Source organism: Siculibacillus lacustris (genome assembly GCF_004328075.1).
Lineage (GTDB): Bacteria > Pseudomonadota > Alphaproteobacteria > Rhizobiales > Ancalomicrobiaceae > Siculibacillus > Siculibacillus lacustris.
This window is the reverse complement of sequence record NZ_SJFN01000004.1, coordinates 64,148-87,555: the sequence shown is the minus strand read 5'-3', so window position 1 is coordinate 87,555 and position 23,408 is coordinate 64,148. Positions and strand designations below refer to the sequence as shown.

The following is a 23,408-nucleotide window of genomic DNA, read 5'->3' as shown; positions in this document are numbered from 1 at the left end:
CGCCGGCTCGCCAGCCGCGCCCCATCGTTCGAACCCGGAGCCCGCCATGTCCCGCCATCCCACCCCCCATCTTCCGACTCGTCGCATCGCCCTCGCCGCCGCCCTCGCCGTCTCCCTCGCCGGCCTCGGCACCGCCGCCGCCCAGGCGCCGATCAAGCTGCGCGTCGGCGTCACCCCCGGCCCGCACGGCCAGATCCTCGAAGTGGTCAAGACCGTCGCCGCCAAGAAGGGCCTCGACGTCCAGATCGTCGAATTCTCCGACTACGTGGTGCCCAACCAGGCGCTCGATACCGGCGAGCTCGAATTGAACTCGTTCCAGCACCTGCCCTATCTCGAAAACCAGGTGAAGGACCGTGGTTACAAGCTGGTCAACGCCGGCTTCACCGTGAACTTCCCGCTCGGCATCTATTCCAAGAAGGTCAAGAGCTGGGCCGAGGTGCCCGACGGATCGAAGATCGCCATTCAGAACGACCCGACCAACGGCGGCCGCGCCCTGCTGCTGTTCCAGGAGAAGGGCATCATCAAGCTGAAGCCCGGCGTCGGCTACAAGCCGACCGTCCTCGACATCGTCGAGAACCCCAAGAAGCTGCAGTTCATCGAGATCGACGCCGCGCAGACCCCGCGCTCGCTCGACGACGTCGCCGCCGCCTCGATCAACACCAACTACGCCACCCAGGCCGGCCTCGATCCGGTCAAGGATCCGATCCTCAAGGAGGATCCCAAGGGCCCCTACGCCAATTTGATCGCCGTGCGCGCCGTCGACAAGGACAAGCCCTGGGTCAAGGACTTCGTCGCCGCCTACCAGTCCGACGAAGTCAAGGCCTTCATCGACAAGCAGTTCAAGGGCGCCGTCCTGACTGCGTGGTGATCACCCGCGCCTGATCGATCCGATGCGCAGAGGGCCGCGATGGGAATCGCGGCCCTCTGCCGTTTCGGGCGGTGCCCTCACGAGCCGACGATGGTGCCGCCATTGGGGGCGACACCCGATCGGCCAGATCGGAGGGGCGAAGCATACTTCCGAAGGCGCGAGCTAAACTTTTCAAACCGGACAATTCGGCAACCGAAGCTTCGCCTCGTCCGTCGATATTTCGCGGTTTATTTCGCTTCTTTTTGGAACCGATCTCCCTGCCGCCGGTTGTTCGGTCGGCTGCGGTGCCCACACCGACGCCGTCTCCTACCGAGCCCAGCCCCATGGAGGTCAACATGGCCGAGAAACACACCGAGAAGTCGGGTCGCGGATTCGCGTCGATGGACGACGACCGCCAGCGCGAGATCGCCTCCAAGGGCGGCCAGAGCGTGCCCGACGAGAAGCGCAGCTTCTCCCGCGATCACGAGCTCGCCGCCGAAGCCGGCCGCAAGGGCGGCGGCAGCGTGCCGGACGAGAAGCGCAGCTTCTCGCGCGACAAGGATCTCGCCTCCGAAGCCGGCCGCAAGGGCGGTCAGGCCTCGGGCGGCAACTTCGCCGCCGACCCCGAGCGTGCCGCCGAAGCCGGCCGCAAGGGCGGCCAGAACTCGCACGGCGGGCGTCGCTGACCAACGCCCCCATTGCGGACGGGGCCGGGCGACCGGCCCCGATCTGCGCGCCGGTCCGATCCGTCGCCCACCGGGAACGGATCGCGGCCGACGGCGTTGCCGTCGTTCGCCACCGGCGGGCGGCAGGAACGCCGCATCTCTTCTTCCTCACGACGACAACGGAGCCACACCATGGGATTCTTCAGCAAGGACATCGTCACGATGAACGATCTGTTCGTTCATCAGTTGAAGGACATCTTCTACGCCGAGAAGCGGATCCTCGCCGCTCTCCCCGACATGATCGACAAGGCCACGGCGCCGGAACTGCGCATGGGCTTCGAGACCCATCTGCGTGAGACCCGCACCCACGTCCAGCGTCTCGAGCAGGTGTTCCAGATGCACGGCATCGCTCCCGAGAGCGTCACTTGCCCGGCGATCGACGGCATCATCGAAGAGGCCGACGAGGTCGCCGGCGAGATCGAGGACAAGAAGGTCCTCGACGCCGCCCTGATCGCCGCCGCCCAGGCGGTCGAGCACTACGAGATCAACCGCTACGGCACGCTGGTGGCATGGGCCAAGGAACTCGGCCGCGCCGACTGCGCCGCCGTGTTGCAGCAGACCCTCGACGAGGAGAAGGCGACCGACGCCAAGCTGACCAAGCTGGCCGAGAGCCGCATCAACCGCTTGGCGGCGTGAGGTCCGAAGGGTCCGGCGGCGGCCCCGGCGCGCTTCGGGAGAGCGCGCCGTGCGGCCTCGCGGGATTCGCAGACGGAGAACGGGGGCCTCGCGCCCCCGTTTCTTCGTATCCCCGGCGGGAAGCCTCACTCCGCGCCTGCCCCGTCGCCCTCGAGGACGAGGCGATAGACGCTGCGCCGCGTACCGGCGCGCTCGATCCGGGTGAATCCGGCGCGCTCGAAGGTCGAGACGAAGCCGAGGAAGCGATGGCTGCGCGCGTCCCACTCGACCGGATGGGCCTCGACGTGAGCCGCACCCCGCTCGCGCGCGAAATCCACCGCAGCGGCGTTCGCCGCTGCCGTCAGGCCGCGCCCGCGATGGCTGCGCCGGACATGGAGACAGGCGATCGTCCATACGCCCCGGTCGGCCGACCGGGCCGCCGCCAGCCGCGGCAGGCTCTCGCGCGGCGCGATCGAGCACCACACCACCGGTTCCTCGCCGTCGAACCCGAGGATCCCCACCGTCTCGCCGGCCGCGACCCGCGCCGCCATCGCTTCCCGCCGCGTCGCCCCGTCTGCGCCGCCGAGCTCCTTCGGGCTCGCCCGCCACACCATGCACCAGCAGAACGACGGACCCCCGGGCGCGCGAAACAGCGCCTCGAACGCCGGCCAGGTCGCCGGCGTCAGTTCCGCGAAGCGCAGCGGCGCCGTCGCCCTCCCCCCGTCGCTCCCGCCCATCGCCGCCTCCTGCGCCCCGTCGTGCGACAGGATAGGATCGGCGGCGGCGGCGCACCACGGGATCGCATTAGATCGCCCCTTGACCCTTGTCCGACATGCCGGATAATCTCTCCGACATGTCGGACGACAGCGATCACGATCTCAATGCCCACATCGCCGCCCGGGTCCGGGCGCTCAGGACCGCGCGCGGCCTGACGCTCGAGGCGCTGGCCGAACGCAGCGGCGTCAGCCGCTCGATGCTCTCGACCATCGAGCGCGCCGAGAGCAGCCCCACCGCCGTGCTGCTCGACCGGGTCGCCGCCGGCCTCGGGGTGATGCTCGCCTCGCTGTTCGATCGCCCCGAACCGCCGCCCGATCCGATCGCCCGGGCCGCCGATCAGCCGCGCTGGCGCGACCCCCAGTCCGGCTATGTCCGCCGCAATGTCTCGCCCGCCGGCTTTCCCTCGCCGATCCGCATCGTCGAGGTCGAATTCCCGCCCGGCTCGCGCATCGCCTATCCGACCGGCGGCCTCGAAGGACCGATCCACCAGCAGGTCTGGGTGCTCGACGGGACGATCGAGATCACCGTCGGCGACGACGTCCATGCGCTCGAAACCGGCGACTGCCTCGCCTTCGTCCTCGATCGCCCGACCGCCTTCGCAAACCGCAGCGACCGCCCGGCCCGTTACGCCGTGGTGATCGTCGAACGGCCCGACCCCTGGAGACGCCCCGATGCCCGACTCTGACCGCGCCCCCACAGTCCGCGTCCTCGACCGCGTCGACGAGCGGCACCTCCGGCAATTGGCCGAGGTCCTGGTCGATTGCGTCGAAGGCGGCGCCTCGGTCAGCTTCATGGCGCCGTTCTCCCACGCCGAGGCCCTGGCCTTCTGGCGCCGCGTCGCCGCCGACGTCGAGCGCGGCGCCCGCCGTCTGCTGGTCGTCGAAGACGCCGAAGGCATCGTCGGCACCGTTCAACTGATCCTCGACCAACCGCCGAACCAGCCCCACCGCGCCGACATCGCCAAGATGCTGGTCCATCGCCGCGGTCGCCGCCGCGGCCTCGGAGCGGCGCTGATGGCCGCCGCGGAAGACGCCGCCCGCGACGCCGGCCGCACCCTGCTGGTCCTCGACACCGCCAGCGGCGACGCCGAACGCCTCTATCGCCGCCTCGGCTGGACCCTGGTCGGCACCGTGCCGGGCTATGCCCTGTGGCCCGAAGGCGGGCTCTGCGACACCACCTTCTATTACCGCGCGCTGTCGGCGCGATGACCCCGCTCGACGTTGCCGCCGCCCTCACCAGCGCCCTGCTCCACGCCGGCTGGAACGCCCGGGTCAAGGCCAGCGCCGCGCCGATCGAGGCGATGACCGCCCAGATGGTGGTCGGCGCCGTCCTGGTCCTGCCGATCCTGGCGGTGATCGGCCTGCCCGACCGTGCCGCCTGGCCGTGGATGGCGGCCTCCACCGTGATGAGTCTGGCGACCGTCGCGACCTTGCTGCGGGCTTGGGAACTCGGCGGTTTCGGCGTGGTCTATCCGGTGTCGCGGGCGATCTCGGTGCTGTTGGTGGTGCCGATCTCGACCCTGATCGGCGGCGATCGCCTCGGCCTCGCCGGGTTCCTCGGCGTCGGCGCGATCGTCGTCGCCCTCGGCCTGCTCGCCTTCGATCGCGCCGGCCCCCATGCGCTGTCCCGCCGCGCCCTCGCCTGGACGGCGCTCGCCGGCTTGACCACCGCCGCTTACGTGCTGTGCGACGCCTATGGCGTGCGCCATGCCGGCTCGCCCTGGGCCTATGCCTTCGCGATCACCGGGGTCAACGCCCTGGTGATGGTGCCGCTGCGCCATCGCGGGGTCGATCGGCTGCGCCGCCTCGCCGCCGCCCTGCCCGCCGCCGTGCCGACCGCGGTCGCGGCGCTGACCTCCTACGGTCTGGTGCTGTGGGTGTGGGGCCATGCGCCGGTCGCCCCGACCTCGGCCTTGCGCGACACCAGCGCCGTCTTCGCGGTGCTGATCGCCGTGGTCTGGCTGAAGGAACCCTTCGGCCGCACCCGCCTCGTCGCCGTCGTTCTGGCAGCAGCCGCGGTGCCCTTGCTGCGCCTCGCCTGAGGCGAGCCGGCGCCGCCGCCACGGAAGCGCCACGAAGGAGGCCCTCGACCCGACGTCACCTCGCGCGGTCGTGACCATCCGGCCATCGCGCCGCCGCGGTCTCGAGCCAGGGTGCCATGTCAGTCGGTTCCCCAACGAGGGCTTTTCGAGCATGGCCGCATCCCCCGACGCCCGCGCTGCACTGATCGCTCTCAATCGGTTCGGCTATGGCGCCCGTCCCGGCGACCTCGCCGCCGCGGCCTCCGATCCGCGCGGCTTTCTCGCCGAGGAACTGGCCCGCCCCGGCATCGCCCGGATCGACGCCGATCTGCCCGGCAGCGCCGCGGCGCTCGCCAGTCTGTTCGAAGACCAGGACCGCGTCCGCCTGGAGCGCGAAGCCGCGGCCCGCCCGGCCGTCGCCGCGCCCCCCGCCGGCGCGCCCCCTGCCGGCGCACCGGTCGCCGCCGGCATGGCCGCCGCCCCGCAAGCGGGCGCCATGGCACCGGCGATGGCCGCCCCGCCCACCGCCGGCGCCACGCCGCCGGCGATGGCCGACGCCAAGCCCAAGCCGCCGCCCGGCCCCTCGCTCGAGACCCGCCTCTATCGCGCCGAGGCCCAGGCCCGCTTCGCCAAGGCGATCGAGGCCCCGGCCGGCTTCGTCGAGCGGCTGGTCGCCTTCTGGTCGAACCATTTCGCGGTGTCGGTGTCCAAGGATCAGTTCGTGCGGGTCGGCGCCGGTCCCTTCGAGCGCGAGGCGATCCGCCCCCATGTGCTCGGCCGCTTCGCCGACATGCTCGCCGCGGTCGAACGCCACCCGGCCATGCTGGTGTTCCTCGACAATCAGCAGTCGACCGGCCCGAATTCCAAGGCCGGGCGCTCCAACCACCGGGGGCTCAACGAGAATCTCGCCCGCGAGATCCTCGAGCTGCACACCCTCGGGGTCGACGCCCCCTATCGCCAGGACGACGTCACCGCGCTGGCGCGGATCATCACCGGCTGGACCCACACGCCGCGCGACGGCAAGGCGGGACCGCCCGGCACCTTCCTGTTCCGCCCCGAATGGCACGAGCCCGGCGCCCATGCCCTGCTCGGCACGACCTACCCGGAAGGCGGCGTCGAGCAGGGGCTGGCGGCCCTCGCCGATCTCGCCCGCCATCCGGCCACCGCCCATCATCTGGCGGTCAAGCTGGTCCGCCACTTCGTCGCCGACGCACCACCCCCGGCCCTGGTCGACACCATCGCCGCGACCTTCCGCGACGGCGACGGCGACCTCGCCCGGGTCGCCCGCGCCCTGATCGAGTCCGACGCCGCCTGGGAGGCACCGACCACCAAGATCCGCTCGCCGATCGAATTCCTGGTCGCCATGGCCCGCGCCACCGGGCTCGGCCCCCCCGATCCCGGCCGCCTGCTCGGTCAGCTCGAAGCCCTCGGCCAACCGCTGTGGCAGCCGGCCGGGCCCAACGGCTTTGCCGACGGCACCGCGGTCTGGGCCTCGCCCGAGGCGATGAAGCTGCGCCTCGATCTCGCCTGGGCGGTCGCCCAACGCGCCGCCGACTACGGCCCGCCGCTCGGCGTGCTCGACACCGTCGCCGGCCTCGCCGCCTCGCGCGACACCCGCGAGACCATGGCGCGGGCCGAATCGCGGCCGCAGGCGCTGGCCATCCTGTTCATGTCGCCGGAGTTCCAGAGGAGATGACGATGACCGGTTCCTGCGACCTTTCGGTGCCGTCCCGCCGCGCCCTGCTCGCCGCAGGCGTCTCCTTCGCCGCCTGGGCGGCGCGTCCGCGCCTCGCCTCCGCCGCCGGTACCCGCGACCCGCGACTGGTGGTGATCGTCCTGCGCGGCGCGCTCGACGGCCTCGCCGCGGTCGGCCCGCTCGGCGATCCCGACTATGCCCGCCTGCATGGCGATCTGGCGCTCGCCGCCGACGGCATCCGCCCGGCGCTCGCCCTCGACGGCTTCTTCGGCCTCAATCCGGCGATGCCCGAGCTCGCCCGGATGTGGCGCGCCGGTCAGGCGGCGATCGTCCACGCGGTCGCCACCAACTATCGCGAACGCTCGCATTTCGACGGTCAGGACGTGCTGGAGAGCGGCCAGCCGGGTCCCGGCCGCACCCAGTCGGGCTGGCTCAACCGCGCCCTGTCGCGCCTCGACACCGCCGGCCGGGCGAGCCCGCTGCGCGGCCTCGGTGTCGGCCCGACCACGCCGCTGATCTTGCGCGGGCCGGCGCCGGTGCTCGGCTGGACGCCGCAGATCCTGGCCTCGGCCGGCGACGATCTCGCCAAGCGCATCCTGGCGCTCTACGACCACCGCGATCCCGAACTCGGCCGGGCGCTGCGCGACGGCCTCGACACCGACGCCATGGCCAAGCGCGGCGGACTCTCCGGCGACATGGGCAAGGCCCGTGGCGGCATGGACCAGCCGACCGGCATGCGTCAGGCGGCGCTCGGCACCGCCCGCCTGCTCGCCGCCGCCGAAGGCCCGCGGGTCGCCGCCCTCGCCTTCGACGGCTGGGACACCCACGCCTCGGAAGGGGCGCTGGGCGGCCAGCTCGCCAATCGGCTGGGCGGCCTCGACGGCGCGCTCGCCGCCTTCGAAAGCGAGTTGGGGCCCGCCTGGGCCGACACCGCCATCGCCGTCGTCACCGAATTCGGCCGCACCGTGCGGATCAACGGCACCACCGGCACGGACCACGGCACCGGCACGGTGGCCTTCCTGGTCGGCGGAGCGATCCGCGGCCGTCGGGTGATCGCCGATTGGCCGGGGCTCGCCGACGATCGGCTCTACCAGAACCGCGACCTGAAACCGACCACCGACCTGCGCGCGGTGTTCGCCGGCCTGCTGGTCGACCATCTCGGGGTCTCGCCGACGGCGATCGCCGACGAGGTCTTCCCCGACGGCGGGCTGCTCAAACCGATGGCCGGTCTGATCGTGTGAGCGCGGCGGTCGTCCAGGGCGCTCAGGCGCTGCGGCGCTCGCCCGCGCCGTCGCGGCGGATGTCGGCGACGAGGCTCGGGTCGTGGCCGAGCACCCGGCGCTGGCCGGCGATCCGCGACAACAGGCGATAGGCTTCTCCGGCGCCGTCGAAATCGAGGTCGTCGCCGGTCTCGGCGATGCTCTCCGGGAGGCGACGTTGGACATAGGCACGCCAGGCGGCGCGCAGCCGCGCCGGGCTCTCGATCGGATCGACCCGGATCAATCGGCGTGCCCGTTCGATCCGCGCCGGGTCGGTCCGATCGATCGTCACCGCCGCGAAGGAGGTGACCGCCGCCGGCGCGGTGCAGGTGATGCGGCCTCCGCCCACCAGCCGCGCCTCGAAGCCCGCGAGCGCTGCGGCGAGCGCCGTCTGCCGGTCGCCGTCGATCAACACCACCAGATCGGCGACCCCGTCCTCGCCCTCCGGCGGCAGGGCGAGGCGATCCTGCACCACCGCCGCCAGCGCCTCGGCGAGGATGGTCGCGAGTCGCATCCGTTCTTCGCCCAGGAAGGCGCGGATACGCCGCGCCGCCTGCGACCGGATGGTCCCCACGCTGTCGGCGAGCAATCCGGCGAAATCCGGCCGAGACCGCAGGCCAGCGATCATCGCCGCTTCGTCCCAGGCGACGCCGATCCGGACTTGACGCATCGCACCGAAACGATCGAGCGCTTGGGCCAGGGCCGCGGAATCGCCGGTCAGCAGTTCGAGCGCCTGCATCGGGTCGTCGATCACCGTCCCCGGCCGGGCCGGCAGCACCGCCCCGATCGCCGCGACGTGGGCGAGCCGACACGCCGCCTCCGCCGCCTCCCGGGCTTCGCGACGGCGGCGGAACAGGGTGAAACGCCTTGCCCCCGCCGGCGCCAGGATCGCGCACAGGCCATAGGCCTCGACCACGGTGAACGGCTCGCCGGCCCCTGCCGCGGCCTGGCGTTCGAGCGAATCGGCGACGTCGCGCCGGGTGATGCCGATCAACCGCAGACTCATGGCGTCGGTCCTCCGTCGCCGTCCCCGGATCGGCTTCGCCCGATCGCCGGCGCCGCGATGGCACCGCGGCCTTCGTCGCCGGGGGCGACGACCGGAGGGCGGCGGAGCGGCGGCGACTGCGTCATGGCATCGACCTCGGCGCGGGCGAATACGGGATCAGGCGATGGCGGCCGCCTGCAAGCGGCGCGCGGTCGCGTCGAGGTGCCGGATCAGCATCATCTCGAGGTCATCGAGGGCGATGGGGGTTGCAATCCCGGCCGCCAGATCGATGGTCATCGAAGCCAGATCGTCGCCGATCGTCGCCGTCTCATGGCATTGCGCCGCGGCCAGCGCGGCGATCCGGCCGAGCGTCTCACGGGGCGAGGTCTTCGGCGTTTCGGCGAGGTGCAACGGCATCGGCAGATCTCCATTTGGGCAAAGGGTGTGGCAGTCCCGCGACACGGCGGTCGTTCTGAGCGGTCGGTGGCCATCGGCGACGCGGGCGATCACCCGCCACCGGTGCCGGCGCGACACCCGGCCGGAGCCCGGCGACGCACGAGAACCCGAACCGTAGCAATCACGCGACGCGGCACAATAGAGAGTGGATAGATATGAATAACAATTCGTTAATTCGACGAATCTCCGGAGACGACAGCATCTCAAGAACGTTTTGCTTCCGGCATCGTTCGCGTTACACTCCGAACTCTGCTTGACGTGTCGTCGCCCAGGCATTTCTGCCGAACGGCAGAGATCGAAGCCAGAAAAGTGCCTCGGAGCCCGCACGCCCGATCTGAGTCGCTCGTTTCGAAGACCGGCAATTCCGCTGGCAGCCGGCGAAAACCGCCGAAACCGGCGCCGGAGCCGCCGTGGAGACTGCCGCGTCATCGCGCCACCGCAACACGGCACGCACCGCCGACGCCGCCGGAGAATAGGCTGCCTCTGGGGAAGATCGAGACTTAAGTCTGAGGTCGTCTCGCCCGCGATTTCCCCGATCCGACGCCGCGGTCGCGCGTTCGCCTCAGGCGATCGCCGCCAGCGCCGGCGCCAGCGCCCGAGCCTCGGCGATCAGCGCCGTGGTCAAGGGCGGCTGCGGATCGCGCCGCGCCACCACCAGGCCGATCAGGTTGCTCATCTCCGGCGCGACGATCGGGATCGCCACGACATGGGGCGGCAGCGCCAGTTCCTCGGCCATGATCTTCGGCATCACCGTCGACCAGCTGCCGGTCCGCACGTGACTGGCCAGCACCACGATCGAACTCGATTCGAGGATCGGTTCGACCGGCACTCCGGCATCCTTGAAGATCCGATCGATGATCCGTCGGTTCTGCATGTCCGGGGTCAGGAGGCACAACGGCAAGGTCGCCACCTCCTCCCAGGTCACCGTGGCACGGCCGGCGAAGACCCCGTCGACGGTGGTCACCAGATGGAAGCGCTCGCGGTAGAGCGAAACCTCGGTCACCCGGCCGAGCGGCTCGCTGTCGAGATAGGTCAGGCCGGCATCCGCCTCGAGATTGTCGAGCAGCGACAGCACCTCGGTCGAGGTGTGCGACGAGATCGTCAGCTTGATGCCGGGGTGGCTCTTCCAGAAGGCGGCGGTCAGGCGCGACACCACCGGCAGGGCGGTGGGGATCACCGCCAACCGCAGATGGCCGGTCAGCCCCTGTTTCATCGTCTCGATGTCGGCGCGCATCGCCCGGGTGTCGCCGACGATCCGCCGCGCCCATTCCAGCACCCGCTCGCCCTCGGGCGTGAAGCCGAGGAACCGGGCGCTGCGGTCGACCAACGGCACGCCGAGCAGCGATTCCAGTTGTTTGATCGCCGCCGAAAGGTTCGGCTGCGACACACCGCACACCTGCGCCGCCCGCCCGAAATGCTTCTCGCGCGCCAGGGCCAGTAGAAATTCTAGTTTCTCGTGCATATCTGTCGTCCGAAAGCTTTCGTTGCAGGTATGTTCGGGGACAGTTCCACAAGGAAGGCGGGCGAGTGGGTCCGGACCGGGGGGTGAGTTCGGCGCCGAGGCCGGAATCGCCGGACACTACCATCGCCGAGGACATCGGGACACATCGGGGCTAGTGCGTCCCCCGATCCGCCGCCGGCCCTTCGGCGTCGCGTTCGGCCCGCATCGCCGCGAGATCGAGGTCGGCGCCGTCGCCGGCCATCGCCGCGAACATCTGCAGCCGCGAGCGCGCCTCGACCGCGTCGATCAGCTCCAGCAGGAAGCCGGCATGGACCAGCGCCCAGCCGCCGATCAACTCGTCGAGCGGGCGGGTGATCGCCACCGCCAGCGTCGTCGACACCACTTCGCGGCCGCTGCCGTCCCGGCCGTCGACCACGGCGACCAGACGGGCGACCGGATCGACCACTTCGGCGATCCTCATCGGCAGAGCGATGCACATCGGCTTCCTCCTCAGGCGGCGAGCGGCGGCGCGGCGAGCCGCGGCCGGCGGCGGGCGAGCCAATCGATCCAGGCGTCGAGCCCGGCGTCGCTGCGCGCCGACAGGGCGATCACCTCGACCGCCGGATTGACCCGCCGGATGTTGGCGGTCAGGCGGTCGAGGTCGCAGTCGACATGGGCCACGAGATCGAGCTTGTTGATCACCACCAGCCGCGCGGCGGCGAACATGTCGGGATATTTCAGCGGCTTGTCGTCGCCCTCGGTGACCGAGACGATCACCACCTTGGCCGCTTCGCCGAGATCGAAGGCCGCCGGGCAGACCAGATTGCCGACGTTTTCGACGAACAGGATCCCGCCTTCGGGCAGGGCGAGCCCGTCGAGGGCGAGGCCGACCATGCGGGCGTCGAGATGACAGCCCTTGCCGGTATTGATCTGCACCGCCGGCGCGCCGGCCGCCCGGATCCGCGCCGCGTCGGCGTCGGTCTGCTGGTCGCCCTCGATCACCGCGATCGGCAGGCGCCCGGCGAGACGCGCGACGGTGCGCTCGAGCAGCGTCGTCTTGCCCGAACCGGGGCTGGACAGGAGATTGAGCGCCAGCACGTCGCCGTCGCGCAGCCGCGCCCGATTGGCCGCCGCCAGCCGGTCGTTGTCGGCCAGGATGTCGCGTTCGAGGCGGATCAGGCGCCCGCCCGGGGTCGCATCGTGGTCGTGGTCGTGGCCATGGCCGTGTTCGTGATCATGGCCATGGGGCGTGTCGGGGCCGCAGCCGCAGGTCGTGCACATCACGCCACCTCCATTTCGATCAGCCGCATCTCGTCGCCGCCGGTCGGCGACAACCGCTCGCCGCCGCAGGCCGGGCAGGCGTCGAGCCGGGTCTCGACCTCGACGTCGGCGCCGCAGTCGAGGCAATGCGCCCGTCCCGCCGGCCGCTCGATCTCGAGGAGCGCCCCGTCGAGGAAGGTGCCGCGGGTCGACACGTCGAAGGCATAGGCCAGCGCCTCGGGATCGATGCAGCCGAAGCGGCCGATCTCCAGACGCAGACGACGCACCGATGCGAATCGGCGCGTCGCGCGTTCCTGGGCGAGGATTTCGATCAGACTGTCGCAGAGCGTCAATTCATGCATCGCCCGTCTCCTCCAGAGCCGGTTCCGGTCGGACCGAATCGGTCCGATCGACGAAAACCGGCGCAAATGCTTCCCGGATGGCCTTCGCGCCGATGTAGTCGGTTCGAAAACCCGACTGGGGCGGCCGAGATCCCGGATCGACGGGAGCGCGTGCGATCCGAGATCTCGTCCGGTCGCCTCGCGCGGGGCGGCGCGAGGTCGAGGAGCGACGCCGAGGGCGGTCGACGTCGCTCCGATCGTCTTGCGGGCCGGCGGACCGGCCCGCCGGTCAGGCCGGCTCGGACACCCGCGCCGGAGAATTGGCGGCGTCGGCCAGCCCCTTCTTCAGCTTGGAATATTCCTTGACGACGTGGTTCTCGGCCCACATCTGGTCGGCGATCTTTTCGACCTTGACCGCGGAATACTTGTATTCCGGGGTCTTGGAGATCGGATCGACGTGATGGACGGTGAGTTCGTTGCACGCCCCGATCCACCACTGGTAGGTCATGTAGACCACACCGACGTTGGTGCGCTCGGTGACCATCGCCCGGGCGATGACCTTGCCGCGGCGCGACGCCACCCACACCAGCTGCTGGTCCTTGATTCCCAGCTTGTCGGCGTCGATCGGGTTCATCGTGACGTAGCCGGGTTCGTCGGCGAGCGTGGTCAGCGCCGCACAGTTGCCGGTCATCGAGCGGCAGGAGTAGTGACCGACCTCGCGGACGGTGCACAGGCCGAGCGGATACTCCGCATCGACCTTCTCCAGGGGCGGCCGCCATTCCGAGGCGAACAGCAGACCCTTGCCGCTCTGGGTCTGGAACTTGTCGCCGGCATAGAGCCACGGCGTGCCCGGGTGGGACTCGTCGGGGCACGGCCACTGGATGTAGCCGAGGCCGGCGAGCTTCTCGAAGGTCGCGCCGGTGTAGAGGTGGCAGAGCGAGATCAGCTCGTTCCAGATCTCTTCCGTCGAATGATAGTCGATGCCGTCGTAGCCCATGGCCTTGGCCATCAGGCCGTAGATCTCCCAGTCGTGCTTGACGTCGCCCTTGGCGTTGACCGCCTTGTAGAAGCGCTGGAAACCACGGTCGGCAGAGGAGAAGATGCCGTCGTGCTCGCCCCACGAGGTCGCCGGCAGGATGACGTCGGCAAACATCGCCGTCTTGGTCATGAAGATGTCCTGCACGATGATCAGTTCGAGCGCCTCGAAGCCCTTGCGCACCGCAGCGAGATCGGGCTCGGTCTGAGCCGGATCCTCACCGAAGATGTACATCGCCTTGAGCTTGCCCTCTTCCGCCGCATGCGGCACGTCGGTGATCGACATGCCGACCTTGTCGGGCAGGCTCGCGACACCCCAGGCCTTGGCGAACTTGGCGCGCGCCTCCGGGTCGGTGACGTAGTAGTAGCCGGGGAACACGTTGGGCAGCGCACCCATGTCGCAGGCGCCCTGGACGTTGTTCTGGCCGCGCACCGGGCCGACGCCGACGTTGGGCTTGCCGAGGTTGCCGGTCAGCAGCGCCAGGCCCGAGAGGCCCTTGACCACGTCGACGGCCTGGCCCCACTGGGTCACGCCCATGCCCCACAGGATCGTCGCGGTCTTGGCGGAGGCATAGGTCCGCATCGCCCGGCGGATTTCCTCGGCCTTCAGACCGGTGATCTCCTCGACGTATTCCGGCGTGTATTTGGCGACGGTCTTCTTGTATTCCTCGAAGCCCTCGGTGTTGTTCGCCACGTATTCGGCGTCGTAGAGGCCTTCGGTGATCAGCACGTTGGCGAAGGCGTTGACCAGCGCCATGTTGGAGCCGTTGTTCAGCTGCAGCCACTGGTCGGAGATGCGCGCCGTCTCGATGAAGCGCGGATCACAGGTGATGACCTTGGCGCCCTTCTCCTTGGCCTTGAGGATGCGGCGGGCGACGATCGGATGGCTGTCGGCGGCGTTGTAGCCGAAGCACAGGATGCAGTCGGTGTCCTCGATCTCGCAGATCGAGTTCGACATCGCACCGTTGCCGAGCGTCACCATCAGACCGGCGACCGACGGGCCGTGGCAGACGCGGGCGCAGCAGTCGATGTTGTTGGTGCCGATCACCGCGCGGGCGAACTTCTGGGCGACGTAGTTGGATTCGTTGCCGGTGCCGCGCGACGAGCCGGTCAGCATGATCGAATCGGGGCCGTGCTTCTTCTTGATCTCGGACAGCCGGCCGGCGGCGAAGGCGATCGCCTCGTCCCAGGACACCGCTTCGAAGTCGGCGTCGCGGGTGCGGCGGATCATCGGCTTCTTCAGGCGCGGGGTCAGGATCTTGGTGTCGTTGATGAAGTCCCAGCCGTACCAACCCTTCAGGCAGAGTTCGCCCTGGTTGGTGACGCCGTCGAGGGCTTCGGCGCCGACCACCTTGTCGTTTTCGACGAGGAGGGCGAGCTTGCAGCCGGACCCGCAATACGGACAGACGGAAATGTGCTTTTCCATGGTGTTTGGCCTCTCGGTCAGGAGGTGATGCGGGTCGTCAGGCGACGGCTTCGACGCGCGGGGTGTCGAGGGCGGCGCGCAGCTGACGCAGTGCCCGGGTTTCGGCGGCCGAAGCTTCGGTCATGACGTGCAGGGCATCGGTCGGGCAGACGGAAATGCAGGCCGGGCCGCCGGACTTTCCGAGGCACAGGTCGCACTTGTGGGCCGCCGCCTTGACCCCGTCGGCGATGGCGACGCCGGCGAATTCGCGGATCTGCGGGTAGGACACGACGTCCATCGCGCCGAACGGACAGGCGATCATGCAGGTCTTGCAGCCGATGCAGCGGCTCTGATCGACCTGGATGGTGTGGTCACGGGTCGAGATCGCCCCGTTCGGGCAGGCGTTGGCGCAGGGCGCGTCTTCGCAGTGACGGCAGGTCACCGGCGTCGACACGTTCAGCGTCTTGATCACCTTGAGGCGCGGCTCGAAGGCCTTGCCGGTCAGACCGGCGACGCCGGTCGCGAGGTAGCCGGCCCCGGCATCCGCCGGAGCGGCGCTGGCGCCGTGCGCCAGGGCACAGGCGATTTCACAGGTACGGCAGCCGATGCACTTGGCGGGCTCGGCGACGATGAACCGATTCATCACGATCTCTCCTTGGGAAGGCGACGTCGCGATCCCGCCGCGGCGAGCGGGATCCTCTGGCAGGGACGGGACCCGGCGCGACGGCGCGGGTCGGAAGGCGCCGAAACGGGCGGCACCGGGCGATCACGACGCGGCGCGCCGCAGGACGGCGGCACGGCGGCGGGCGGGGCCGAAGGCCGCGAGGGCCGTCCGGTCGGGATCACAGGAGGGGAACGGGAAGTCTCGATGCAGACGCGGTCGAGCGTTGCCGGCAATTCAAGCGCACCTCGAACCGAACCGCCCGAAGCCTCTCGTGAGGCGGCCGAGCTGTCGATCGGTTTTTGTTATCGGCCAATAGAAAAAGGTTATACCTCTTTATTGGTCGGGGTTGATCACGAGGAGATTGCTACACACCAATCCAAGCGACGTCAAAAGATGGTATCAACCCTTATATGGCGATTTTTGACTGGAAACGAGTACCGGACATATCTATTCGATGACTCCATCAGCGCGTGAAACGGACGGATAACGAAGGCAAATACGTCGATAGGCATCGCTTATTAGATGATTTCTATCACGTCATTGGTTTTGGTTATCGCCCTTCTCCGGAGGGGGGCCGGACCGGCGCGCGAACGGAGGTGACGACATGAACCGCTTCGTGATTGCGGAACCCAGACGGTGTATCGGCTGCAATACCTGCATGGCCGCCTGCAGCGCGGTGCACGAGCGCCACGGCTCGCAGACGGCGCCCCGCCTCACGGTGACGCGCACCTTCGAGAGTTCGGCGCCGATCGCCTGCCACCACTGCGAGGATGCGCCCTGCGCCCGGGTCTGCCCGGTCGAGGCGATCCGCATCGAGGCCGGCTCGGTCCGCCTCGACGAGAAGCGCTGCATCGGCTGCAAGATGTGTGCGCTGGCCTGCCCCTTCGGGGCGATCACGCCCTCGGGCACGGCGATCTCCGGGGTCGGCGGCCTGAAAGTGCCGATGCCGACCCACTCGGCGGCGCTCGACCCGATCCTCGCCTGGGACCTCGGGGTGCGCTCGGTCGCGGTCAAGTGCGACCTCTGCGACTTCCTTCCCGAAGGCCCCGCCTGCATCCGCGCCTGTCCGACCGACGCCCTGCATCTCGTCGGCGGCGACGATCTCGACCGCTCCGCCGACCTGCGGCGGCAGCTCGCCGCGGTCGCGGTGGGCCCGTCCCTGCCTCTCGTCTCCACCGGGGAGCACGAAAATCCATGAACCCCTTCGCTCTACTCCTGACCTCGCTGGCGATTTCGGTGGTCGGCGCCTTCGCCTCGCTGCTCGCCGCGCGCCATGAAGCCACCGCGATCCGGCTCGCCGGCCTCGCCGGCGGCCTCGCCGGGGCCGCCGGCCTCGCCGCCGGTCTCGCCGCGCTCACCGGTCCGGTCGCGGTTCTCGACGTCGTCGGACCGATGCCCTTCGCCCGCTTCGTGCTCCGTCTCGACCCGCTGTCCGGCCTGATGGTCGCGGTGATCTCGGGCCTCGCGCTGGTCGCCTCGCTCTATTCGCTGGCCTATGTCCGCGAATACGCCGGTCGCGGCGTCGGCCCGATGGGCTTCTTCATGAACCTGTTCATCGCCTCGATGATCCTGGTCGTGGTCGCCGACAACGCCTTCTGGTTCCTCGTCTTCTTCGAGATGATGTCGCTCGCCTCCTACTTCCTGGTGATCTTCGACCAGGACGACGAGGCGGTCTCGGCGGGCTTCCTCTACTTCCTGGTGGCCCATGCCGGGTCGGTGGCGATCATGGCCGCCTTCTACCTGATGGCCGATGCCGCCGGATCCTTCGACTTCGCCGCCTTCCGCGCTCATCCGCTGCAGGGCACCGCCGCTTCGGTCGCCTTCCTGCTCGGCCTGGTCGGCTTCGGCGCCAAGGCCGGCATGATCCCGCTGCACATCTGGCTGCCGCGCGCTCATCCCGCCGCCCCGTCGCACGCCTCGGCGCTGATGTCCGGCGTGATGATCAAGATCGGCGTGTTCGGCATCGTCAAGGTCGCGATCGACCTGCTCGGTGGCGGCGTCGTCTGGTGGGGCCTGCTGGTTCTCGCCCTCGGAGCGATCTCCTCGGTGCTCGGCGTCGTCTATGCGCTCGCCGAACACGACATCAAGAAGCTCCTCGCCTATCACTCGGTCGAGAACGTCGGGATCATCCTGCTCGGCGTCGGCACCGGCATGATCGGGCTGGCCTCCGGCCAGCCGCTGGTCGCGGTCCTCGGCCTGATGGCCGGCCTCTATCACCTCGTCAATCACGCGGTGTTCAAGGGCCTCCTGTTCCTCGGTGCCGGTTCGGTGATCTACCGGATGCACACCAAGGACATGGAGGAGATGGGCGGTCTCGCGAAGACCATGCCCTGGACCTCGCTGAGCTTCCTCGTCGGCGCTCTGGCGATCTCGGCGATCCCGCCGCTCAACGGCTTCGTCTCCGAGTGGTACACCTACCAGGCGCTGTTCGCGGCGGCCTTCGACGGCACCTTCCTGGTCCGCTTCTCGACCCCGATCGCCGCCACCCTGCTGGCGCTGACCGGCGCCCTGGCGGTGATGTGCTTCGTCAAGGCCTATGGCGTGATCTTCTCCGGCGCGCCCCGCAGCCATCATGCGGCCGAGGCCCGCGAAGTGCCGGCGACCATGGTCGCCGCCATGCTGCTCCTCGCCGCGGCCTGCGTCGCCCTCGGCCTCGCCGCCCCGCTGGTCGCGCCGGTGCTCGGCTCGGTCGCCGCGGCGACCCTGCATCTGCCCGCCGTCACCTTCGCCGACGGCGCGATCCTCCTGCCCGGCGATGCCGGCCGCGCCGTCCTCTCGACGCCGCTGATCGCCCTCCTGCTCCTCGGCCTCGCCGCTCTGCCGATGCTGCTCGCCGCGGTCTTCGCCGTCGGTCGCCGCATCCCGCGCACCACCGCGGCGCCCTGGGCCTGCGGCTACCTGCCCGACGGTCACATGACCGTCTCGGCCGGATCCTTCGCCCAACCGATCCGCATGTTCTTCGCGCCTCTCTACGCCATCCGCCGCAGCGCCGACGGCGCCGCGGCCGACCTCGGCCACGGCTTCGACGGCTTCGTCTGCCGGGCGCGTCGGTCCGAATCCCTGTTCGACCGCTCCCTGGTCGCCCCGGTCGAGGACGCCGTCGCGCGCTTCGGCCGCCGCAGCCAGATCATCCAGGGCGGCGACTTCCGCATCTACTGCCTCTACATCGTCGCGGCGCTGGTCGCTCTCCTGCTCGTGACCCTTCGATAGGAGCCCCGCCCATGCCCAGCTTCGCCCAGCTCCTCGTCGCCGTCGTCCAGGTTCTCGTCCTCGTCGCCGCGGCCCCCCTCGTCTCCGGCTTCATGCGCGTCCTGCGCGCCAAGATGCACACCCGTCACGGTCCCGGTCCGCTCCAGGACTACCGCGACCTGTTCAAACTGATGAAACGCCAGGACCTCCGGCCGCCGGCCTCGGGTTTCGTGTTCAAGATCATGCCGATCGTCATGCCCGCCGCCCTGATGGTGGTGGCCATGGGGACGCCGATCCTGACCCGCGCCACCCCGATCCCGGCGATCGGCGACCTGATCACCACGATCTATCTGTTCGCCCTCGCCCGCTTCTTCTTCGCCCTCTCGGGCATCGACAGCGGTTCGTCCTTCGCCGGGGTCGGCGCCAGCCGCGAACTGACCCTCGGCGTCCTGGTCGAACCGGTGATGCTCCTGTCGCTGTTCGTCGCGGCGCTGCTGGCCGGCTCGACCAATCTCGGTGAGATCGGTGCGGCGGTCGCCGACGGACGGATGCACTCCGCCGCCGCGACGCTGCTGGCGGGCTGCGCCTTCGCCTTCGCCTGCTACGTCGAACTGGGCAAGCTGCCCTACGACATGGCCGAGGCCGAACAGGAACTCCAGGAAGGCCCGCTCACCGAATACTCCGGGCCGTCGCTGGCGCTGATCAAGTGGTCGATGTCGCTGAAGCAGCTGCTCGTGGTGGCGTGGTTCATCGGCGTGTTCCTGCCCTTCGGCAACGCCGCCGACACCAGCCTGCCCGCCCTCGCCCTCGCCTTCGTGGTCTTCGTCGTCAAGGTCGTCGCGATCTTCTTCGCGGTCGGCATCGTCGAAAACAGCGTCGCCCGGGCCCGGTTCCGCCTGACTCCGCGCCACAGCTGGCTCGGCGTCGGCGTCGCCTCCCTCGCCTTCGTCTTCTATCTGGCCGGCCTGTGAGCCGCGACGGGAGAGACCCATGATCGACCTCGCACTCGCGACCATCCTTCTACCCGTGCTCGGGGCGGTGCTGATCGCCCTCGCGCCGCAGCCCGCGGCCAAGAGCATCTGCCGTTTCTTCGCCGGCCTGGCCCTGCTTTCGGTGCTCTACCTCGCCTACGGCTTCGCCGCCGGCGGCAAGGTCGCCACCGAACGTGCCTTCATCACTCTCGGCGACGTCGAGATCGTCGGCTTCGCCGTCGACACCGTCTCGGTGCTGGTCGCCGTGGCGGTGGTCGCCATCGGCTTCCTCGTCGCGATCTATTCCGGCGGCTACTTCGACGTCGGCAACCGCGAACACGCCGACATCGGCCGTCGCCGCTTCTGGGCCTTCCTCCTGGTGTTCATCGGCGCAATGGCCGGTCTGGTGTTCACCTCGACCCTGGTCGGCCAGTTGGTGTTCTTCGAGATCACCGGCGCCTGTTCCTGGGCCCTGATCGGCTACTACGAGAAGCCCAAGGCGCTGGCCTCGGCGCTGAAGGCGCTGATCATCACCCACATCGCCTCGATCGGCCTCTACGTCGCGGCCAGCGTGCTGTTCCTCGACACCGGCACCTTCTCGCTGTCGGCGATCGCCCAGCTGCCCACCGGCGCCAAGACGGTGGTGATGCTGGCGATCCTGGTCGCCGCCTGGGGCAAGTCGGCGCAACTGCCGTTCCACATGTGGCTGCCCGACGCCATGGAGGCGCCGACCCCGGTCTCCGCCTATCTCCATGCTGCTTCGATGGTCAAGGTCGGCGTCTACATCTTCGCCCGTGCCCTGATGTCGTCCGGCGGCACGCCGGAGATCGTCGGCTGGGTCGGCACGATCATGGCGGTGGTGACGCTGGTCTACGGCTTCGTCATGTACCTGCCGCAGGCCGATCTGAAGCGGCTCCTCGCCTATTCGACCATCACCCAGCTCGCCTACATCTTCCTCGGCCTGTCGCTGTCGGTGTTCGGCTCGGACCTCGCCTTCAAGGGTGCGATCGCCCACATCTTCAACCACGCCTTCGCCAAGACCCTGTTCTTCCTGATCGCCGGTTCGCTCAGCTACACCGCCGGCACCCGCATGCTGCCGGTGCTGCGCGGCATCCTCGCCAAGAGCCCGGTGATCGGCATCGGCTTCACGGTCGCCGCGCTGGCGATCACCGGCGTGCCGCCCTTCTCCGGCTTCTTCTCCAAATTCGCAATCTTCGCCGGCGGCTTCCGGGTCGCCGACGCCCACCCGGCGCTGATGATCCTGGTGGTGGTGGCCCTGCTCGAGTCGGTCGGGTCCTTCGCCTGGTTCCTGAAGTGGGTCGGCTGGTCGGTTCCCGGCAAGCCGTCGGAGACCATGGCGGCCGCCGCGCCGCTGCCCGCCTCGATGCGCCTCGTGTTGATCGTGCTGATCGTCATGGCGGTCTGCTCGAGCTTCGTCGCCACCGCCTGGCTCGGTTGAGGAGAGAGACGATGTCCGGATTTCAGATCGTCAACGGCCTCGCCGGCCTGCTGATCGTCACCTCGCTGCTGGTGATCATCGCCCGTCGTCCGACCCGTTCGGCGATGTTCTACGCGCTCCAGTCGCTGGTTCTGGTCGGGGTCTTCGTGACCCTGGCCGGCACCGTCGGCTCCCACGAACTCTACGCCTGGGCCGCCACCTCCTTCGTCACCAAGGTCGTCCTGGTGCCGGTGATGATGGTCCGCATGTTCGGCAGGCTCGACGATCCCAAGCTCGGCTCGGGTGAACGGATCTCGCCGGCGGTGTCGGTGCTGCTCGCCGCGGTGGTGGTGGTGCTGTGCTTCGCCGTGGTCTCCGGCGTCGCCCTGCCGGCGGTGGCGGCGATCAAGCCGGCGCTCGCCGTCTCGCTCGCCCACTTCTTCCTCGGGCTCGCGGCGATCGTCACCCAGCGCAACATCCTCAAGCAGGTCTTCGGCTACTGCCTGATGGAGAACGGCTCGCACCTCACCCTCGCCCTGCTCGCGGCAAAAGCCCCCGAGCTGGTCGAGGTCGGGATCGCCACCGACGCCGTCTTCGCCGTGGTGATCATGGCCGTGCTCGCCACGCAGATCCACCGCACCTTCGGCACGCTCGACGCCGACCAGCTCACCACCCTGAAGGGATGACCGCCATGGTGTCCTCGATCCTGCCTCTCCTCCTCCTCGCCGTGCCGCTGGCGGCCGCGGTCGCGGTGGCGGTCGCTCCCTCGGGTCCGACCTCCTCGAAATTCGTCGAGATCGTCCATGTCGCCTCGATCTCCGCGGTGGGCGTCCTCGCCCTCCTGGTGGTCGGCCGCACCATGGCCGGCGACGATGTCACGGCGCTCGGCAACTGGCTCTACGTCGACCCGCTGGCGGCGATCTTCGTCAGCCTGATCGGCATCGTCGGCTTCCTCACCGGCCTCTACGCCCTCGGCTACGTCCGCCACGAGGTCGCCCACGGCGAACTGACGCCGGCAAAGCACAAGATCTTCTACGGCTTCTTCAATCTGTTCGTGTTCACCATGCTGCTCGCCGTGACCTCCAACAACATCGTCATGATGTGGGTGGCGGTCGAGGCGACGACCCTCGGTTCGGCCTTCCTGGTCGGGCTCTACGGCAAGCGCTCGAGCCTCGAGGCGGCGTGGAAATACGTCATCATCTGCACCGTCGGCGTCGCCTTCGGCCTCTACGGCACGATTCTGACCTTCTCCAACGGCGCCGAAGTGCTGGCCGCGCCGGGCGGCGCGATCTACTGGACCACGCTCGCCGCCAACGCCAAGCTGCTCGATCCGACCCTGGTCAAGATCGCCTTCGTCTTCGTGCTGATCGGCTTCGGCACCAAGGCCGGCCTGTTCCCGATGCACGCCTGGCTGCCCGACGCCCATTCCGAAGCCCCGAGCCCGGTCTCGGCGCTGCTCTCCGGCGTGCTGCTCAAATGCGCGCTGTTCGTGATCATCCGCTATCACGTCATCACCATGCAGGCGGTCGGCCCGGAGTTTTCCCAGTCGCTGCTGCTCACCCTCGGCTTCCTGTCGGTCGCGGTCTCGGCCTTCCTGGTCTATGTCCAGCACGACCTGAAGCGGAAGCTCGCCTATCACAGCGTCGAGCATCTCGGCCTGATCGTCCTCGGCCTCGGCATCGGCGGTCCGCTCGGCATCGGTGCGGCGCTGCTCCATGCGATCAACCACTCCTTCTGCAAGGCTCTGCTGTTCTGCGGCTCGGGCAATGTGCTGATCAAGTACGGCACCCGCGATCTGAAGTCGGTCAAGGGTCTGCTGCGCGTCGCCCCGGTCAGCGGGCTCTTGATGATGGCCGGCGCCCTGGCGTTGGCCGGCTTCCCGCCGTTCAACATCTTCGTCAGCGAGTTCCTGATCTTCTCGGCCGGTGTCCAGGAAGGCCACTGGGGACTGATGATCGTCACCGCCCTGCTGTTCACCATCACCGTCGCGGCGCTGATCCACATCGTCTCGGGTTCGGTGCTCGGCAAGGCCCCGGACACCATGGTCAAGGGCGACGTCGGCCCGTCGATGCTGGTGCCGATGGCCGGGCTGTTGGTCCTGGTCCTGGTGATGGGCGTCGCCGTGCCGCAACCGGTGTCGCGGCTGATCCAGCAGGCCACCGCGGTGGTGATCGGCGGCGATCGCACCGTGCCCCTCGCCGCGCCCTGGCAACACCCTGCGCCGGTCGCCGAGATCGTCGCGCCCGCCCGCGCCGAGCCCCGGTCGTGATCGCCGACCTCCCAC

General features: G+C 69.4%; 23 protein-coding genes. 14 read left to right on the top strand and 9 right to left on the bottom strand.

Annotation, left to right across the window (positions count from 1 at the left end):
• Positions 1-46: 46 nt before the first annotated feature.
• The 3 genes from EYW49_RS03965 (at position 47) to EYW49_RS03955 (ending at position 2,208) form a co-directional block, all read left to right on the top strand.
• Entirely contained in the window at positions 47-868 is an 822-nt protein-coding gene (locus tag EYW49_RS03965) for a MetQ/NlpA family ABC transporter substrate-binding protein (RefSeq protein WP_131306431.1), read from the top strand.
• A gap of 335 nt (positions 869-1,203) precedes the next feature.
• Positions 1,204-1,533, top strand: coding sequence for a con-10 family general stress protein (locus tag EYW49_RS23700; RefSeq protein ID WP_131306429.1), 330 nt, complete (start codon positions 1,204-1,206; stop codon positions 1,531-1,533).
• Positions 1,534-1,704: 171 nt separating this feature from the next.
• Positions 1,705-2,208 carry a YciE/YciF ferroxidase family protein gene (locus tag EYW49_RS03955; RefSeq protein WP_131306428.1) on the top strand — a complete coding sequence of 168 codons (504 nt, stop codon included), beginning with the start codon at positions 1,705-1,707 and terminating at the stop codon, positions 2,206-2,208.
• A gap of 125 nt (positions 2,209-2,333) precedes the next feature.
• Here the strand turns inward: EYW49_RS03955 and EYW49_RS03950 are convergent, their stop codons facing one another.
• The gene (locus tag EYW49_RS03950; RefSeq protein ID WP_131306426.1) at positions 2,334-2,924 is read right to left on the bottom strand and encodes a GNAT family N-acetyltransferase; all 591 of its coding nucleotides are present in this window, start codon (positions 2,922-2,924) and stop codon (positions 2,334-2,336) included.
• Between the two features lie 116 nt (positions 2,925-3,040).
• On the opposite strand from EYW49_RS03950, the gene EYW49_RS03945 reads away from it, so the two are divergent.
• From EYW49_RS03945 to EYW49_RS03925, 5 genes are all read left to right on the top strand, one after another.
• On the top strand, positions 3,041-3,649 hold the full coding sequence (locus EYW49_RS03945) for a helix-turn-helix domain-containing protein (protein WP_206365375.1): 609 nt from the start codon (positions 3,041-3,043) through the stop codon (positions 3,647-3,649).
• On the top strand, positions 3,636-4,172 hold the full coding sequence (locus EYW49_RS03940; RefSeq protein WP_131306422.1) for a GNAT family N-acetyltransferase: 537 nt from the start codon (positions 3,636-3,638) through the stop codon (positions 4,170-4,172). Before EYW49_RS03945 ends, EYW49_RS03940 begins: the two co-directional genes overlap by 14 nt.
• Positions 4,169-5,005, top strand: coding sequence for an EamA family transporter (locus tag EYW49_RS03935; RefSeq protein WP_131306420.1), 837 nt, complete (start codon positions 4,169-4,171; stop codon positions 5,003-5,005). The genes EYW49_RS03940 and EYW49_RS03935 overlap by 4 nt, the downstream gene beginning before the upstream one ends.
• Positions 5,006-5,156: 151 nt before the next feature.
• Complete coding sequence (locus tag EYW49_RS03930) at positions 5,157-6,680, top strand: DUF1800 domain-containing protein (protein WP_131306418.1); 1,524 nt, start codon at positions 5,157-5,159, stop codon at positions 6,678-6,680.
• Complete coding sequence (locus tag EYW49_RS03925) at positions 6,677-7,921, top strand: DUF1501 domain-containing protein (RefSeq protein WP_407695458.1); 1,245 nt, start codon at positions 6,677-6,679, stop codon at positions 7,919-7,921. The genes EYW49_RS03930 and EYW49_RS03925 overlap by 4 nt, the downstream gene beginning before the upstream one ends.
• Before the next feature lie 22 nt (positions 7,922-7,943).
• Here EYW49_RS03925 and EYW49_RS03920 read toward each other — a convergent pair whose 3' ends face one another.
• The 8 genes from EYW49_RS03920 to EYW49_RS03885 form a co-directional block, all read right to left on the bottom strand.
• Entirely contained in the window at positions 7,944-8,945 is a 1,002-nt protein-coding gene (locus EYW49_RS03920) for a GvpL/GvpF family gas vesicle protein (protein WP_131306414.1), read from the bottom strand.
• 156 nt (positions 8,946-9,101) lie between these two features.
• Positions 9,102-9,335, bottom strand: coding sequence for a hypothetical protein (locus EYW49_RS03915; RefSeq protein WP_131306412.1), 234 nt, complete (start codon positions 9,333-9,335; stop codon positions 9,102-9,104).
• 607 nt (positions 9,336-9,942) lie between these two features.
• Complete coding sequence (locus EYW49_RS03910; protein WP_131306410.1) at positions 9,943-10,842, bottom strand: LysR family transcriptional regulator; 900 nt, start codon at positions 10,840-10,842, stop codon at positions 9,943-9,945.
• A 151-nt stretch (positions 10,843-10,993) separates the two neighbouring features.
• The gene (locus EYW49_RS03905) at positions 10,994-11,320 is read right to left on the bottom strand and encodes a HypC/HybG/HupF family hydrogenase formation chaperone (RefSeq protein ID WP_131306408.1); all 327 of its coding nucleotides are present in this window, start codon (positions 11,318-11,320) and stop codon (positions 10,994-10,996) included.
• Positions 11,321-11,331: 11 nt separating this feature from the next.
• Positions 11,332-12,102 (bottom strand): hydrogenase nickel incorporation protein HypB, encoded by a 771-nt coding sequence (hypB, locus tag EYW49_RS03900; RefSeq protein WP_131306406.1) that lies wholly within the window; start codon positions 12,100-12,102, stop codon positions 11,332-11,334.
• On the bottom strand, positions 12,102-12,443 hold the full coding sequence (gene hypA, locus EYW49_RS03895; RefSeq protein WP_131306404.1) for a hydrogenase maturation nickel metallochaperone HypA: 342 nt from the start codon (positions 12,441-12,443) through the stop codon (positions 12,102-12,104). Before hypA ends, hypB begins: the two co-directional genes overlap by 1 nt.
• A 268-nt stretch (positions 12,444-12,711) precedes the next feature.
• Positions 12,712-14,883, bottom strand: a complete 2,172-nt coding sequence (gene fdhF, locus EYW49_RS03890; protein ID WP_131306402.1) for a formate dehydrogenase subunit alpha — start codon at positions 14,881-14,883, stop codon at positions 12,712-12,714.
• A 37-nt stretch (positions 14,884-14,920) separates the two neighbouring features.
• Positions 14,921-15,505: a 4Fe-4S dicluster domain-containing protein gene (locus EYW49_RS03885; RefSeq protein ID WP_131306400.1), complete on the bottom strand. Its 585-nt coding sequence runs from the start codon at positions 15,503-15,505 to the stop codon at positions 14,921-14,923.
• Between the two features lie 679 nt (positions 15,506-16,184).
• On the opposite strand from EYW49_RS03885, the gene EYW49_RS03880 reads away from it, so the two are divergent.
• From EYW49_RS03880 to EYW49_RS03855, 6 genes are read left to right on the top strand one after another with little or no spacing between them, the layout of a single operon-like run.
• On the top strand, positions 16,185-16,724 hold the full coding sequence (locus tag EYW49_RS03880) for a 4Fe-4S dicluster domain-containing protein (RefSeq protein ID WP_323052977.1): 540 nt from the start codon (positions 16,185-16,187) through the stop codon (positions 16,722-16,724).
• A complete protein-coding gene (hyfB, locus tag EYW49_RS03875; RefSeq protein WP_131306396.1) occupies positions 16,721-18,736 on the top strand; it encodes a hydrogenase 4 subunit B in 2,016 nt (671 codons plus the stop codon). Before EYW49_RS03880 ends, hyfB begins: the two co-directional genes overlap by 4 nt.
• Positions 18,737-18,747: 11 nt before the next feature.
• On the top strand, positions 18,748-19,686 hold the full coding sequence (locus EYW49_RS03870) for a respiratory chain complex I subunit 1 family protein (RefSeq protein WP_131306394.1): 939 nt from the start codon (positions 18,748-18,750) through the stop codon (positions 19,684-19,686).
• Between the two features lie 19 nt (positions 19,687-19,705).
• Positions 19,706-21,145, top strand: a complete 1,440-nt coding sequence (locus EYW49_RS03865; protein WP_131306392.1) for a hydrogenase 4 subunit D — start codon at positions 19,706-19,708, stop codon at positions 21,143-21,145.
• 11 nt (positions 21,146-21,156) lie between these two features.
• Positions 21,157-21,810, top strand: a complete 654-nt coding sequence (gene hyfE / locus EYW49_RS03860) for a hydrogenase 4 membrane subunit (protein WP_131306390.1) — start codon at positions 21,157-21,159, stop codon at positions 21,808-21,810.
• 5 nt (positions 21,811-21,815) lie between these two features.
• Complete coding sequence (locus EYW49_RS03855) at positions 21,816-23,393, top strand: hydrogenase 4 subunit F (protein WP_131306388.1); 1,578 nt, start codon at positions 21,816-21,818, stop codon at positions 23,391-23,393.
• The last annotated feature ends 15 nt before the right edge of the window (positions 23,394-23,408 follow it).